General features: G+C 35.3%; 8 protein-coding genes. All 8 read right to left on the reverse strand.

What is annotated here, in order from left to right:
* Positions 1-40 precede the first annotated feature (40 nt).
* Positions 41-4,174 carry a two-component regulator propeller domain-containing protein gene (locus ABZP37_RS15645; protein ID WP_366184029.1) on the reverse strand — a complete coding sequence of 1,378 codons (4,134 nt, stop codon included), beginning with the start codon at positions 4,172-4,174 and terminating at the stop codon, positions 41-43.
* A 175-nt stretch (positions 4,175-4,349) separates the two neighbouring features.
* Complete coding sequence (locus ABZP37_RS15650; RefSeq protein ID WP_366184030.1) at positions 4,350-5,924, reverse strand: arylsulfatase; 1,575 nt, start codon at positions 5,922-5,924, stop codon at positions 4,350-4,352.
* A gap of 466 nt (positions 5,925-6,390) precedes the next feature.
* Positions 6,391-7,803, reverse strand: a complete 1,413-nt coding sequence (locus ABZP37_RS15655) for a sulfatase (RefSeq protein ID WP_366184031.1) — start codon at positions 7,801-7,803, stop codon at positions 6,391-6,393.
* Between the two features lie 209 nt (positions 7,804-8,012).
* Positions 8,013-9,386, reverse strand: a complete 1,374-nt coding sequence (locus tag ABZP37_RS15660; RefSeq protein ID WP_366184032.1) for a sulfatase-like hydrolase/transferase — start codon at positions 9,384-9,386, stop codon at positions 8,013-8,015.
* Positions 9,387-9,812: 426 nt separating this feature from the next.
* A complete protein-coding gene (locus tag ABZP37_RS15665; RefSeq protein ID WP_366184033.1) occupies positions 9,813-11,246 on the reverse strand; it encodes a carbon starvation protein A in 1,434 nt (477 codons plus the stop codon).
* Positions 11,247-11,554: 308 nt separating this feature from the next.
* Positions 11,555-13,492, reverse strand: a complete 1,938-nt coding sequence (locus tag ABZP37_RS15670) for an FAD-dependent oxidoreductase (protein ID WP_366184034.1) — start codon at positions 13,490-13,492, stop codon at positions 11,555-11,557.
* A gap of 850 nt (positions 13,493-14,342) precedes the next feature.
* Positions 14,343-15,755, reverse strand: coding sequence for a sulfatase (locus ABZP37_RS15675; protein ID WP_366184035.1), 1,413 nt, complete (start codon positions 15,753-15,755; stop codon positions 14,343-14,345).
* 175 nt (positions 15,756-15,930) lie between these two features.
* Positions 15,931-17,736, reverse strand: coding sequence for a right-handed parallel beta-helix repeat-containing protein (locus ABZP37_RS15680; protein ID WP_366184036.1), 1,806 nt, complete (start codon positions 17,734-17,736; stop codon positions 15,931-15,933).
* Between the last annotated feature and the right edge of the window lie 19 nt (positions 17,737-17,755).

A 17,755-nucleotide genomic window follows, 5' to 3' on the forward strand; every position in this document is an offset into this window, starting at 1 on the left:
TTAGCGTATAATTTTACCCTTCTTTCTCATGGTAATTGCTTTAGGTGTTTTTATCTGAATATTTATTGACCATTTCAGCAGCATATTTCCCTGGTGTTACCTCGTATTTTTCTTTGAATAATTTACTGAAATGCGTTCGACTCTTAAAGCCAGTCATCATATACACCTCATTGACCGACAACTTTCCTTCGACTAAAAATTCTGCTGCTTTTTTCAAACGATAAACTTTAAGTAATTCAAAAGGAGTGCAGTTGGTCATGGTTTTTACTTTTTGGTAAAAGTGCGTTCTATTCAAATATAAATCTTTAGCAAAATGGTCTAAATCTAAATCTTGATTATCTAAATTTTCAGCCATTAAACTATACAGTTTTTCCAGAAACACTTTGTCATTGCTGTTATCCTTAGTATTTAATGTCAATGGAAGTTCAATTTGGAAACGTTCCCTCAATTGTTTTCTATTGCGTAAAATAGACTCAATAGTAGTAATTAAAAATTGCATATTGAACGGTTTTTGAATATAGGCATCAGCTCCGTCAATCAAACCTTTTACTTGATCGTCAATAGTAGTACAAGCGGTCAACAAAACCACTGGAATATGACTAGTTTTTATATCTGATTTAATACGCTTGCATAAATCAAATCCATTCAATTCAGGCATTAATACATCACTCAGAACCAAATCTGGCCAACTATTATCTAAGACATCCAAAAGTTCTTTCCCATTCACGAAAACTTCAACATTCATAAACTTGGATAGCGTGGTAGAAATATAATTTCTTAAATCCGGATTATCCTCCGCAATAAAAATTTTAGCATCGGCAAACGTACTATCAAATTGTAACGACTGATAATCTACAGTATTAATTGATAAATTTTCTTTGACTGATTTTTCTGCTTTTAATACTTCTTTTTCAATTTGTTCCTGGTCTTCTGTGTACTCAGTATGAACAATAGGCAACTTCATCTTGATACTTGTTCCAATACCTACTTCACTTTCAGCATTGATGTAGCCGTAGTGCATTTCGACCAATTGTTTTGAAAATGCCAATCCTATTCCTGAACCTCCAATATAGATGTTTTCTTTTTTCTTAGATTGATAAAAACGTTCAAAAATATGAGGCAAATCCTCAGTATCAATTCCTTTTCCTTTGTCAATTACTGAAATAAATAAATCGTTATCTGCAGTATGATATTCGATACGAATAGAGTCATTTTCTTTGGTGTACTTGAAAGCGTTAGTTAACAAATTATTGAAAATTTTCTCTAATTTATCTTTATCTGCATAAACATATATTTTATCGCTTACTCCTGGACCCTCAATAATTTTATGCTCCATTTGGGCTAAAAACTGATATTCTGAAATCAATTCATTTATAAAATCATCAAAACTAAAGTAGGAATAATTCATTTTCAGCAAATTAGCATCTGCTTTTTGAAAATCATGAACCTGATCTAGAAGTTTAGCAATCTTGTGTGATTGTTTTTGAACAATTTTAAGAGTATTACCTACATCGGGATTGTTTTTAAAACGTTCATAAAGCGTTTCTACCGGTCCAGATATGAGTGTTAAAGGCGTTTTTATTTCGTGCGAAATATTGCTAAAGAAACGCAGTTTGGCTGCATTAATTTCTTTTACATTGTTTTTCTCCAATTGTTCTATTTCAATGTTGTGATTCAAAGCTTGCATCCTAACAACAAAAAACACAATTAAAACACCTAAAGCAAGAAATAATAAAACATACAGAAAGTACGCTATTGAAGTTTTCCAAAAAGGTGGTTTAATGGTAATTTTGAGCGTTTTGGATTGCGTCCACTTATTCAAAGTATTGGATGCTTTTACATTCAAAATATAATCCCCAGGAGGCAATCCATTAAAATAAATATTACGTTGATCTGAAGGGATTTCTATCCAGTCCTTATTAATAGGTGATAATTGATATTTTATGAAATGATTATTTTGAGAGGAAAAATGCAAAGATGTAACTCCAATTGAAAATACATTTTCATTATATTTTAGCGATAATTCGTCTAAATCACTAAGACGTTTGTCCATTACCACTCTATCATTAAGCGTGTCTCCTGCTCTAATACTACTATTGAAAACCTTTAATTCTCCAAACTCTAATAGGGGTAATTTTTCTGAACTTGGCAAATCTTCAGGATCAAAATAACAAAAACCATCAAAACCACCTAAAACTAGCAAACCATTATTCATTTTGGCATACCCGTAATTGAAATCTTCAAAAGGCAAACCATCCGATGTACTAAACTTCTGAAAACGTTGTTCAACTATATTAAATTTATTTAAACCGATGTTGGTGGTTACCCACAATGATTTTTTGCCATCGTAGATAATGCTTTTGACAACATTATTAGAGAGTCCTTGCTTCTCCGAAAAGGAAACAAAAGTAGGTTCTTTATCGCTATTGAGTACTTTACAAATTCCACCACGCTCTGTTCCTAACCATAATTCCTTATTTGGTAATCTTACAATTGAGGTAACAAAACTACTAGAAATGGAGTTTTTGTTATTTTTATCATTGGTAAAACGTTCAATTTTGGCTTTATTTAGTGATTTATTTTTGGAAAAATCAATTCGAAACAAACCATCAGCATTCGTTCCAATCCATAGGAAGTTTTTATACAATGGATCTGGATAAATAGATCGTACTAATGAAATTTTATTATTCTTAAAAAAAGGATTTTCATTTATTTTTTCGACCTTGATGACTTCTTGATTTTTATTCAAATTTAATCTATAAAAATCGTCAGCCCCACCTATTAATATATTTCCAGAAGCATCCTCAATAATTAGTCTTATAGCATCGTTAGAAAAATTTAATGTGTCAGAAGAAAACATTAACTCTAATTTGGTCGTATTTTGTCGTACTCTAAACAATCCCTTTCTAGCTATTTTGAACCATAAATTCTTTTTGGAATCAAGATAAACAGCTCCAACTGAGTTAAGATCACCCTTGTCTAAATTAAAAGGCAGAGGCTCAAATTTATTAGTTTTTGTGTTAAATAAACTTAGTCCGCCCTGTATCGTTGAAATATAAACTCTATTGTCATCAATTGGACTAACACTCAAAATTTCATTTGAAGTTAATCCATAGGCTTGGCTCTTACTTTTATTATAATGTTTAAAAGGATTTTCGTTTAAATCAAATTTAAAAACACCTTTATTGAAACTCCCAACCCAACAACTATTTTTTAAGGGAGTCACACAACTCACTCTTAACAAACTGGGAGACAGATTAAAATCTGTAACCGTATAGTCTTTTTTATCAACCAATAAAGAAGCATTGTTTATTCGAACAAACCCTTCTTTGGATGTCCCTAACCACAAATTATTAAATCGGTCAACTGCTGCTACTACAAATTCATATTTGCTTAAATCGGTATGGGAAATTTTAAAAAAAGACGATTGTCTATCCGCTTTATAATTTATAATTGCAATACCTTTTTCCAGGGTTACAAGGAGTTTATTCTGTTCTAGCTTTACTATTGATTTACTAAAAGTGATCCTAGAACCCAAAACTTTTTGAAATTTTTTAGTCGAAATATTAAAGGTAATTAAGCCGACAGAAGTAGCAAAAATGTAGTTATCATTGTCTAATGCAATTCCGTCAAAAAAAGACACATTTGCACTTTCCTTTTTAAAAACTGGTATGTATTGGTGGTTAAAACTATAATCATCATTAAAAACTAAAATACCTTTGCGTTCCGTTGCACAAACTACTATTTTTTTTGTGGTATTAAAAAGTACCTTTCTAATGATAGGGCCAGTTGTTCCTTTTTTAAATAAATTATTAGAAAATAGTGTCGTGAATTTTTCTTTGGTATAAGTATAAATAGAAATTCCTTCATCAGTTCCTATCCAAAGATTTCCTTTTTTATCTTCTGCTAAAGTTCGGATTCTATTGTTGACCAAAACCTCTTTATCTACAGAGTTTTTAAAAACTGAAAAATCATATCCATCATAACGGTTTAACCCATCATAAGTACCAATCCAAATGTATCCTTTTGAATCTTCCAATATAGCAGTAACTCCGTTATGGGCTAAACCATTTGAAATTGAAATATTTTTGGAATAGGATAACTTATCCTTTTGCGCAATTACATTTGTTGCAAAGAGGAAAAGTAAAATAAATTTTATGATTTTATAAAACATCTGGTTCAATAGTGTGGTTAGTCTCTTGGTAACGGTAAATATAATGAAAATGAATTTATGACAGTTTGTAATTAAATAAGAAAAAGGACTACAATAGAACATAAAAAAAGCAACTCTCTTCAAGTACTTTACTTTTAGAGAGTTGCTTATTATAAATTAAATCTTTTATATGTAATTATTGCAATTTAAGTTCCTGCACATTTTGGTAATCACTTCCTCTTAATTTTTCAAAAGTTTCTTTCATCTCTTTCAATTTATCTGGAAATTGCTTGGCAACATTATTTTGTTGTCCAATGTCTTTTCTAGTATTGTACAACTGATAATCATTATCAGGTCCCATTTCGATATTTACCTCAGTATTCATTTTTGAAGCCCCTTTGTATGGAGGAATCATTATCCAGTCACCTTTGCGCAATAATGTTTTTGCATTAGCTTCTAATACTAAAGCCTTACGTCCTACAGTGCCTTTACCTAGCAATTCATTCATTAGGTTTTGACTATCGCTTAACTTTGTTTCTTTACTTCCTACCATGGAAGCTAAAGAAGCTAATAAATCCATTTGACAAACTATAGCATCAGAAGTCCCTGGTTTGATTTGTCCTTTCCAGTACGTCACAAAAGGCACTCTTGTTCCACCATCAAACAAACTATATTTTCCACCACGTAAAGCTCCTGCTGGTCTGTGTGTTCCTAGTTTCTCTACAGCATCATCATAATATCCGTCATTTAAAACAGGACCATTGTCACTAGAAAGTACTATTAAGGTATTTTCTAACAATCCTTCAGCCTCTAATTTCTTCATTAATTCACCAACACACCAGTCAGCCTCAACGATTACATCTCCTCTTGGTCCTAAACCAGAAGCACCGACAAATCTAGGACTTGGTGTACGTGGAACGTGTGGTTGTTGTAATGCATAATACAAGAAAAATGGTTTGCTTTTATGAGATCCAATATATTTTTTGGCATCGTCTAAAAAAGTATCGGCCATATCTTCATCTTTCCATTTTGCTGCTGTACCGCCTTTCATATATCCAATTCTAGGAATTCCATTTACAATACTTTGATTGTGTCCATGGTGCCATTTCATTTTCAATAATTCTGGATTTTCAGTTGCTGTTGGCTCTCCCGCAAAATTCTTTTTGTAATCAACTTGAATAGGATCTTTTGGATCAAGTCCCACTACTTTTCCGTCACGAATGTAAACTGTAGGAACTCTATCTTGAGTCGCAGCCATAATAAAACTATAGTCAAAACCAACTTCGTTTGGTCCTGGGCTAATGTGTTTGTTCCAGTCTACATCACCGGTACCTAAACCTAAATGCCATTTACCAACAATTCCTGTATCATAGCCTTCTGCTCTCAACATTTTTGGAATCGTCATTTGCTCTGTATCAATCAACAACGGAGCTGTACCTGGAAGAATCTTAGCATCTGAATTACGCCAAGGATACGTACCCGTCAATAATCCATATCTACTAGGTGTACAAGTTGCCGATGTAGCATAACCGCTGGTAAACACAATTCCGCCATTGGCCAATTTATCAATATTCGGCGTTTTTATTCCAGTTGCTCCATACACTCCTAAATCTCCGTAACCTAAATCATCTGCATAGATAAAAATTATGTTTGGTTTTGCTTTCACAACACTTTCGGTGTGTTTTTTGGGAGTACTTCCACATCCAATAAAGGCAAAAACCGCCATTAAAGCAACAGGGAATTTCAAAGCGCTAATTCTGTTAGTCATCATTTTAATATTTATTTAGTTATTCAGTTCATTTAATTTTTAATAAAATCTAAACAGATTTTGTAGGGTATTACAATATTACAACAATTAAAAAAACTTTTTAAAGTCAAAAAATCTATTCAGTATCACATATGTCTTTTTTACAAAAAACCACAAAACAACTATTGTCATGTTTTTTTAGACTTAAAAAGTCTCACGAAGTTTAATCGATTTTTTCATCAAATTAATTTTTAATCAGTTTAAAATTGGCTATTTCATTACCTCTTTTAATCTTCACAAATAAACTCCCTCCTGATATTTTTTTAGTTCTAAAAGCTATTTTTTCTTTGATAATAGTACTTCCATACGTGTCTAATTAAAGTATTAAATAGTCTAGGCCCATACTTCTATCTTGCGGTATTTGTACTGAAATAGTAAAAAAAAATACCGATCTATGTCAAACTATTTAAAATCCTGTTATTGATAATCTTTATTTTTTAACTTTAGCTAAAACAGCTTCCAATTCCTTTCTAAAATTTGAAACAACCGTTGTATTAGCCTTATCTTTTGCAATATTCTTCCATTCCATAGGATCTATTCGATGATCGTATAGCTCTTCAAAACCGTCACTGTATTTGATATAACGATAGTTTTCATTTCGCAACGAATGGATATTATCATTCTTAGAAGTCAAAGCCATGTTTTTCCAATCCCCTTTGGAATTAGTCAATACACTTTTAAAACTATTACCATCTAAATCTGCTTTTGCTGGTAAATTGCATAAATCTAAAAGTGTCGGATATACGTCAATTAGTGACACAATTTTGGCACTTACGCCTTTGTTTCCATTTCGTGGGTCAAAAATCAATAAAGGTGTTTTGGCTGATTCTTCCCAAACCGTACTTTTTGTCCAATGCGTTTTTTCCCCCAAATGCCAACCATGGTCTCCCATGATTACAACGATTGTATTTTTATTGAAAGCACTTGTTTCTAAATTGTCTAACAAATGCCCTACGCAAGCGTCAGCATACGATAAATTAGCCAAATAGGCTCTTACCGCTTCTTTCCATTGGTTCTTTTTTACAATTTCTTCATGAAGACTTGTAAAAGCAATCTTTTTACCCATTGGTCCAACATCATCCAAATCATTCGCAATCACCTCTGGTATCTTGATATCATCGATATTGTACATATCAAAGAATTTTTGTGGTGCATACCAAGGCAAGTGCGGACGGAATATTCCACAAGCCAAAAAGAAAGGCTTGTCGTGTTTTTCTTTTAAAAATCGAGCCGCATAATCGGCTGATTTCCAATCTGCTGTTTTTTCGATCGCTACATCAACTCCTTTCCAGTCAAAGGTTCTAGTAATGTGACTGTCCTCATTCAGATAGCTAAAATCGAGTCCGTGAGTAAACTTATCTTTTTCATCAGGAAAAGTAGAACCCAATCCTCCTTTGTCTTCCATTTCAAAAGAACCTGGATCACTCCCTGGTTTAGGTTTAGTTCCTGTTCCTCTCGGACTATGGAAAATTTTTCCTGCTGCTGCTGTTGTATAACCATTTTTATAGAAATACTGTGGTAAGGTCACCACATTTTTATACGCTGGTATATCCCTAAAAACTTCACTATTACCATAAACGCCTGTTCGAGCAGGCAAATAACCCGTTAGTAAACTAGTTCGTGAAGGATTACACAAAGGAGCCGAACAGTAGGCATTTTTAAAAATTACTGATTTCTTAGCAAATTTATCTATGTTTGGAGTGATTGCTTGAGGGTTTCCTCCAAAAGCCCCTACCCAATCATTCATATCATCGACCATGATCAACAAAACATTAGGTTTTTCCTGAGACGAGGCAACAGTATACTGCAATAGCATTGCAAACACAAGTAGTTTTAATTTCATCTTAAAGTGATATTTGGTTTAGTTTTAGTTTCAGTCTACCAAAATAAAGGAAAAACTAAAGAATGTTTGTCTTTATCCATTCATCAAATGTCTTTTGGGGTAAATAAACAATTGTAGCCCTAAAATCTTCACTGGTAAAATGAAAAGCTTGTGTAAATCATTTTAAGCAGTGAAAAAAAAACCATAAACTAAAGTGTAAAGAGTAGTCGTTACTTAAAAATTCCACCTGAAAAAGGATAATGTTCAATTACTACACTTTCTTTCTTCAAGATGGCATTCATTTCTTTTACGATCTCAGGATATTGTCCTGAAACATCCTTTTTTTCAAACGTATCTTTAGACAAATCATACAATTCTGTTTTGTTTGAATCAGCAACACGAACCGCTTTCCAATTCCCCATTCTTGCTGCTTGTTTAAATCCTTTGGCAGCTGCTCCTTCTTGAATTTCCCAATAAAAATGGTCGTGTTGTGGTTGTTTCTTTCCTAATAAAGTAGGTAAGAACGAAACCCCATCAGATTGTTTAGGGGTTTTCACACCTGCGATTTCGGCGATTGTCGGCATGATATCATAAAAAGCTGCTGGTTGATGCGTTTGTGAACCCGCTTTTACTTTTCCTTTCCAATAAACCATGGCCGGTACTCGAATACCTCCTTCATGTAAATCGCGTTTATGTCCTTTTAAACCTGCTGCACTATCAAAAAAGTTATTATCATGGCCGTTTTCACTTTGAGGCCCATTATCGCTAGTAAAAATGATAAAAGTATTGTCTAGTTCGCCTGTTTGCTTTAGTAAATCAAACAATCTCTTGATTTGAGCATCCAGCATGGTGATACGTGCGGCATGTGTACGCTCAATTTCTGGCCAACCTTTGTCAGCATACATTTCGTTATGTTTTACCAAAAATTCATGAGCATGAGGTGTTCTGTACGACATGTAAAGGAAAAACGGCTTGTCTTTTTGTTTTTTATTTTTTAAATAATCCAAAGCAAAATTGGTTCGAAATTCATCCAAACAAGAGTATTTTGTATAATCGTATGTAATTGAATCTTGGTCGTTATTTACCCAATGAATGCGTTCATCAATTTCGTTTCCTTTACTTGATTTGCCCCATTGTTCTTGAACGGCGTAATCAAACCCTCGTCCTTTTGCCCAAGTGGACATATCTTCAGCAACACCCAAATGCCATTTCCCGATCATGGCCGATTGGTAACCACCAGATTTCAACATCTCAGCGATGGTTATTTCCGATTTTTTTAATGGCACACGATCCCATTTATCAGGATATTGTCCTTTGTTTCCACGAATGCTCAAATGGCCTGTATGTATGCCCGTCATCAAACTCGCACGAGAAGGCGAACAAACGGCAGTTCCTGTATAAAAATCAGTAAAACTCATTCCTTGGCTATAAAAATAATCCAAAAAAGGCGTTTTTATTTCTTTCTGTCCGTAAGCACCTAGTTCACCATAACCCAAATCATCTGCTAAAAGAATGATAATATTGGGCTTTTGGGTCTTTTGTGCCAATGTGCTATTGAAACTCAAAAAAGGGATTACAAGAGCAACAATTAGTATTTTTTTCAAAATAGATGTGGTTTAGTTAATGCTTAATTATGATTTCCAAAAGAATGACAATATCCAATAGTTAATGTGCTTATCAGTAAAAGGATTGTATTTTGGAGTAAAAAAAACACCAAGTAGACGAATCTACTTCGCATTTTTTGACTAACTCAAAACTTGGGTTTTCTTTATTAATAAAATTATTTTTGAAGTAAAGCAAGGAGATTTTCTCGTCAACTTTGTAGCAGTAAACCACACCTTCCAATTCAGATTTTCACAAGGCATTTGCGCCTTTAAATTAGACAGTTTTTAATACCAAAATGCTATTTTATTCGATACAAAAAGCTGACCTATAATTTTTTAACTTACAGATATTTATTAATTAAACATGTATTAGTAAAAGCAATATTTATAACAACAGTTTAATTTCACTTAAAACACGTTAATAAATTAAACATTCTTATCTTTTGAAACACCCTCTTTTTTCGAAAGAACAAACCAAATTGATAATAGCAACGCAACTACAATTCCTGTGCAATAAGATAAAGTATAATCCAATTGAAACCCTTCGGGAGCTACCAAAATATAGGTTACCACAACAGCAGTCATAAATGCTGCAGGGGCTAACACAAACCAAGCGGTCTTTCCTTCTTTTTTAATATAAACTGCGGCTGCCCAAAGTACCACCGTTGCCAACACTTGATTGGACCAACCAAAATACCTCCAAATAATTGCAAAATCTATATTGGTCAACGCAATAGCAATGGCAAAAATCGGAATCGAAACCATCAATCGTTGGCTTAACTTTTTTTGATCTAATTGCAGCGAATCGGCAATGGTTAATCGAGCGCTTCTGAAAGCAGTATCACCCGATGTTATTGGTGCTGCCACCACTCCAAAAATGGCCAGAATACCACCCACTTTTCCTAGCATGGTATTGCAAATGATATTTACCACCCAAGCGGCATTATGACCTTCCTCGGCCATAGTCGCTCCTAGTTCTTTTACACCACCAAAAAAAGCCATAGCCACGGCAGCCCAAATCAAAGCTACAATTCCCTCGGTAATCATAGCGCCAAAAAACACTTTTTTTCCATGCGCCTCATTGGTGATGCAACGTGCCATCATAGGCGATTGCGTGGCGTGAAAACCAGAAATCGCACCGCAAGCTATCGTAATAAACAATAATGGAAACAGCGGATAATCAACAGGATTGCTGTGCATGTTTCTGAAAGTATCAGTAGTGATTTCGGGAATCGTATAGCCTTCTAAAAGTAAAGCTCCAAACAAACCAACGGCCATGATTAATAGTGATAATCCAAACAAGGGATAAATTTTCCCGATTAATTTATCGATCGGTAATATGGTCGCAAGCAAATAATAAATAAAGATAATGACAATAAGTATTGAAGTATCTGTACCTGTTAATTCTTGTAAAATCGTGGCGGGTCCAACTACAAAAACGACTCCTACTAAAATTAATAAAAGCACTGCAAACACACGCATGAATTGCTTAACCGACTTCCCTAAATATACTCCTACAATCTCTGGAATCGAATCTCCGCCATGACGTACTGATAACATTCCGGACAAATAATCATGAACCGATCCCGCAAAAATACTACCAAAAACGATCCATAAAAACGCAACTGGTCCCCACAGCGCTCCTGCAATGGCCCCAAAAATAGGCCCCAATCCTGCAATATTCAAAAACTGAATTAAAAAGATTTTTCCCAACTTTAGCGGAACAAAATCTACGCCGTCTTCTTTGCTGATTGCTGGCGTTTCTCGACTGGAGTCGGCACCAAACTTTCTTTCGACATAATTACCGTAGATAAAATAGCCCGCCACCAAAATCAGAATACTAATTAGAAAACTTATCATATTATTTTATTGTTAGAACTATTTTGGGTTATGTACTTTATTTTCGTCAGTTCGAGTGCTTGTAATTCAAAATGCGACAGTTTTTGGAATCACAAGTGTATCGAGAACCATTGTTAAAATCTATAACGAGTTCTCGATACGCTTTTATTCCGCTACGCTTCATAAAAACACTCGAACTGACGGTAAACGACAAACGTCAGTTCGAGTGCTTTTACATCCAAATGCGATAGCTTTTGGAGGTAAAAGTGTAGCGAGAACCTTTGATGGGATCGACAACACAATCTAACCATCAAAAATCACTTATTTTATTAAGAATAACAACGAATCTCAAACATTTTCACGTTTTTGGCACCATGAGTATCTGCTAATTTCAATCGAACTGCAGTTGTTGACACTTCTGGGAATTGTGTTTTCACCAAACGGGTTTTGTTATTAGTTACTTTCGCTACTTCTACCCATTTTCCGCTTACACGTGCTTCAACAGTAAAATTCTTTATTAATTCTGGCGGAACACCTGAAACCTGACCCAATTCTGTCGCTTTATCTGGATTTTTATGCATCATGATACGGCGCTGCAAATTGGTATCAAACTTCATTTCGACTTTCGTCAATTTTATAGGACTGTCCCATTCTAGTTGCAATTCGGCATTCAGTCCGTCAGATTGCCAGTGGTGAATTTTTTCCACTTCGTCCCTACCCACACCATCCAATAACAATTTGGCATCACCAGAAGTCGTCGAAGAGGCAAAAATCAAACTTGCTTTCTTTGCCCAATCGTACAAATCATTCGCAGGACGATTGGGGAAATATGAATCATCACGAAGCAATTGCTCTTGTAATTCGGTAATATGATTGGTTGCTAATTTTCGAGGCGTAATTCCTTTATTGATGCAAAGCACCGAAGCCGTTCCAACCGCCTGCCCCATCATAGCACAGGTACTAATGATACGAGTGGATGACAGCGCCATATGACTGACACTTACATTACGACCTGCAAACAACAAATTGGAAATGTTTTTCGAATACAAACTTCTAAAGGGTACTTCATATATTTGTTTAAAGTTCGAATGAAAGAAACTCGCGGGTTCGTCCAAATTTTCAATTCCACCCGGACAATGCTCGTCCAAAGACCAACCGCCAAAAGCGACTGCGTCCGGAAAATGTTTGTATTCTTCCAAATCTTTTTGATTTAAGATATAGTCCCCCATAAAACGACGTGATTCTCTACGGCCAGGTAAAGACCCCACCCAGTCCAAAGCAATATTTTTGGATTCTGGAAAATCTCCCGAATTCTTGATATGATCCCAAACCCCATAAAAATATCCCATCAATTTATGACGATTTTCTTCACGAGTATCAATAATATCGATATTACTGCCGACTTCAATCCACCAATAGCCTTCTTTGACATTCTTTATTTTTCGATGCTTGTCCTTAAATGCTTTTTTAGCATCAAAAGGCAACATGTATGATGGCGGATAAAAAGGCACTGGTTTCCCCATATCTTTTGTACTCATCATAATACAATCTCCCATCACCCAATTGTCTGGTTGGTCTGGTGCGAAAGATTCACCAAACTCGGCTTTGCCTTCACGTCCCGTACGGAATTCTGCTCCAGCCATTGCCGCCATCAATCCGTCACCAGAGCAATCGCAAAACATTTTGCCTTCCAAGGTATATTCTGTTTCGCTGGTTAATTGCCAACAAATTACTTTTTTTATTTCGTCACCACTCATTTCCACGTCTACCGCTTGAGTGTTCAACATCAAAGTCAAATTGGGCTGACGAACGACAAAATCATATAAAACGTGATCCCACACATGATAGGATTCTTGTGAGTTGTAATATAAATTTTCGATCATGATCTCCTCAATGATTCCCGTTTCTCGGTCAACTTTAAACTTATTTTGTAAACTCTGAACGCCATTTACGGTCACACGAACTTCACTCGAAGCGTTTCCTCCCAAAACGGGTCTATCTTGCACCAACACCGTTTTTGCACCTGTTCTTGCCGCTGCCACTGCGGCCGATATTCCTGCCATTCCAGCTCCTACCACCACGACATCGTAGCTCATGTTTTTTTTCTTTTTGGTAGGGCGTTTTATTTTTTTATTAGATTCATCCAAGTCAAATAACTGTATGTCTTCTACTTTAATAGGAGCCGCACTGATATCGCCAAATAATGGCAAAAAACTTGCTGCAATCGCTCCCTTAACTCCGGTTTGAAAAAACTTTCTGCGTTCCATAATTTCGTAATAGTTTTGGTTTTGGTTCTTGTAAAGCTAATCACTCACTCTAGAACTTTTATAGTTAGACGTAAATCAATTGTATTCACGGGTTCATATTTGTTGCAATTTTCTTAAAAAACCACCAAAATACCAAGAAAACGACCTTACAAAAACATTACATTCCAAATAAAGACATTTTTAAGGTCCTGAAGGACGGACAAATACAAATTATTGGGGAGGATAATACTAGCTTGGGCGTGTCCCTTCGTCATCCCGAAGTTTCGGGACTACGGGCCGGGCTTTTCGCTATATCTTTTTGGCCCCGAAAAAAATTGGGACCAAAAAGGATGCCGCTACAATCCCTCACGCGAACTGTGGTACGAATTATGATTTGACTTTCGAAAAGAAAAAAGCAGAATACAGCTACTATTAAATCCTCAGCTAAAACAAGAAAAAGAACTCCAACCCCAAAATAATCAGGGCTGAAGTTCTTTTTGTTTTTTATATATTAATCGAAACTATTACTTAATCACAATCTCATCAATGGCGAAAGTCGAGCCATCAGCGGGTTCGATTTTGTAGCTATTGGCACCACGACACAATTTGATTTTGACTTTTACGATATTCCAATTGGAGCCTAGATTTTTGGTATTGGGTAATTCAAGTTTCTCGTTCAGTACTTTTCCGTTTACGGTGAGTTTTATAGCACTTCCTGTTTTACCTTCATCTTTGGCACTGTAACGAATCCAAATTTCGGCTTTGGCTTCTCCCCCATCATTTTCTTGGTACCATTTTACCGAAACGAATTGTTTTTTGAAAAGTACAAAAGCTACATCCAGAAGTTATCAATACATATATTTTGCCACTTTTAATACGCCTTTTTTTTATCGACTTTGGCAGGATCATAATTGGGATTTGGGGTAGGCATTTGAGCATCTACTGATTTTCGCCACGCTTGCAATTCTTTGAGCAATTGCTTCGCTTTTGACTTTTCTGTGGTGGCCAAATTATTTTCCTCCTTTGGATCAACTTTTAGATTGTATAATTCTAATGCTCCATCTTCATAAAATTCGATCAATTTCCAATCACCGTGACGAACTGCTCCATAGGGATTGGTTCTGTGGTAATGCGGATAATGCCAAAATAAAACATCACGTCCTAGTTTCGAAAATTCGCCCGTTAAAACAGGCAAAATACTAATTCCATCTTTATGTTCCTCTGGGCGCAACGAAAGTCCTGCCATGTCCAAAATAGTTGGGTAAATATCTGTTCCTATTACCATTTCATCTGATTTAGTTCCTGCTTTGATTTTATTATTCCATTTTACCATAAACGGTTCTCTTACGCCTCCTTCATACGAAAGGCCTTTGTATCCTTTTAATCCTCCAGTTGTTTTTGAATTGTCTCCACCATTATCTCCAGTTAGAATGATAATGGTATTGTCTTCGATACCCAATTCTTTTAGTTTATCCATAATTCGACCAACACTTTTATCCAAGCTTTCGACCATTCCTGCTCTAGCAAAATTTAAGAATTCGTCTTTTGGATTCTCGAAGTTCTCTGCTTTTTTCTTGTACTTTTCCACTAATTCTGGCGGCGCCATTAATGGACCGTGCAAGGTGTAATAAGAGAAATACAATAAAAACGGTTTGTCCTTTTTGGTTTTATCCAAAAAGTCCACGGCAGCATCTGTCAATCTATTGGTCAAATAATCGCCTGGTTTACCGTCTGCTAAATTTGGCATATCAAAAGGTGAAAAATATTTTCCTGGACCTTTGGGTTGTCCCCAGTCTCTTCCTCCTACATTGGTATCAAAACCGTGGTCGGTTGGATAATGCTGGTCAAAATCAGCTTGCCCTTCAGGCATTAAATGCCATTTCCCAAAGAAAGCTGTTGTATAACCCGCTTCCTTCATCGCTTCGGGAAGTACGGTTCTTTCATGGTCAATTTTCATTTTCCAATCTGGAACGGCAAGTTTATCGTAAGGTCTTTTGTGTCCTGCAATCCAATCGGTCAAGTGCAATCTTGCTGGATAACAACCCGTCAAAATAGCGGCTCTACTCGGGGAACAAACGGTGCAAGCCGCATAAGCATTGTTAAATAACATTCCCTGACTGGCAAGTTTATCAATATTTGGCGTTTCGTAAAACTGAGATCCATAACAGCCAAAATCGCCCCAACCTACATCATCTACTAATAAAAAAACAACATTGGGTTTTGTGACTTGAGCGTTAAAAACAAAAGGAAAGCATAGCAGGAAAAGGAATCTAAATAATTTCATTTTAATGGTCGATTTTGAATGCCACAATTTACATAAAATACCCTGATTTAGAAGCTTTATTACACACTTTAGAATCGAACTTTTTCCATAAAAAACAAAACCATTACCAAATTATTAGCATAGAGAACTAATACTATTTCATTTGGTAATGGTTTACAAAAGGTAATTCTATAATTTAAAACCCTTTATTCCCCTTTACTTTTAAATTCTTCTTAGAAGTTTCATCAGCTTTCAAAATATTTTTATTTTCTCCTTTATAAGTGTTTTTTGAAATCTCTATGTTGTTGCAATTAATCAAATCAAACATAGGAGAATTTGGATATAAATCTGTCGCTTCCTTAGTTTGGGTAATTGTATTTCCAGTGATTTTCAATCCATCTACACGGTCGGTCCAAATAATGCGACTACCGAAAGTTTCTATGGTATTGTTTTCGAAAGTAATATTTCGATCAAAAAAAGCTTTATCATCAAAAGTTTTTCCTAGTCTTGGTGTTACATACAAAATAGCGGATTCAGCACCACCGTAAGCACAATGTACAAAACGGTTGTTACGTATAGTGACATCTGCTACTGCTCCAGATTCGAACCAATAATAATTATCACCGCGCAATTGAATAGCAGACATCATAGACGAAAAATCATTGTTTTCGATAATAATTTTTAATGGTGTTTTGATAATCACATTTCGTGCACGATGGTCATTAATAGTGCAACCACGCATGGTAAATACAGGATTCCATGTTTTGTTTTCTAAATTATCTCCTTGTTTTAAATTCGAAGGAAGGTTGTTTTCGAAGGTAATTTGAATGAAACGATCGTTGATTGTAAGTACTTCAGCAACTTTATTAACAGAAGCACGGTCTGGACTTGGCTGTTGAATGAACCACATTTCGTCCCCTATTCCAGCAAATTCAAATCCTAACTGCTCAAAATGTTTCAACTCGACAATCACTGTTTTCGAATCAACAATTTTATTGATTTCTACATAAGTTCCGTGAACGTTTGTACCGTCGTCTAGCATGTGTTGAAACTTACAGTTTTCGATCAAAATATTTCCTTTACAGTTGCTAAAGTGTGTAGCATCGGCAATCGTAGAAACGACTCTATCCGAACCTGGACGAACAAAAATGCCGCATTTTGAAATTACAATTTCTTCAGATCTTTCGAATAAAAATCCCATTCCTAAAGCATGGTGAATCGTGATTCCTTCGAACAGAATATTTTGAGAATTTAAGGTTTGAAAAGCTGGTGCATATCGATTTTGCTCACTTTCGCCTTTTGAATTCAAAACATTCCCTACTTCTGGCGTGTATCGTTTTAGTTTTTCGTGGATTCTTAAAATTCCGTTTGGTCGTTTTTCTACCCAACGCGGGCGGCTTGACATATCATACGCCCCTTGAGCAACACGTTTTAATTTTGGGTCGAAAGCCAAAGTACTTCCCATTTCAAAAAACGAAAAACCATCGATATCAGGGAAATAAATTTGTTCTCCAACTAATTTCCACGAAAAACCTTTGGTAAATGGTCTCACTTCGATCCAATCTTCGGCTTTGTTGACAGCGGTTACTTCACTTTGAAAAACAAAAGGAATATCCCAATCAATAGTAAAGTTTTTGGCTGTTACTTTCTTGCAATTTTTAATTTGAAAAGGAGCTACTTGACCATGAAAAATAAATTCAGATCCGTTCCCTTCAATCGCAACCGAATCATATCCTTCTAATAAAAAAATGATTTTTTTGAGTCCGTTTCCGTGGTTGGTAATGTAACTGTATTTATCTACTGCATAATCGGGCAGAAAAAGATACTTTCCTTTTTCGAATACAATAGTAAGTTCCTTATCGGTATTATCGGCAATAGCTTTTCGCACTATTGCAGTCATGTCACCTTCCTGATGCTTGATATTAATTACCGATTTTGCAGTCGATTGAAAAGATACAAACAGCACTAATGCAGTCATGATTTTTAAAAAAGATGGATTCATATTATTAGTTTAAAATGTG

This window comes from Flavobacterium ovatum, assembly GCF_040703125.1.
In the GTDB taxonomy this organism is placed as follows: Bacteria; Bacteroidota; Bacteroidia; order Flavobacteriales; family Flavobacteriaceae; genus Flavobacterium; species Flavobacterium ovatum.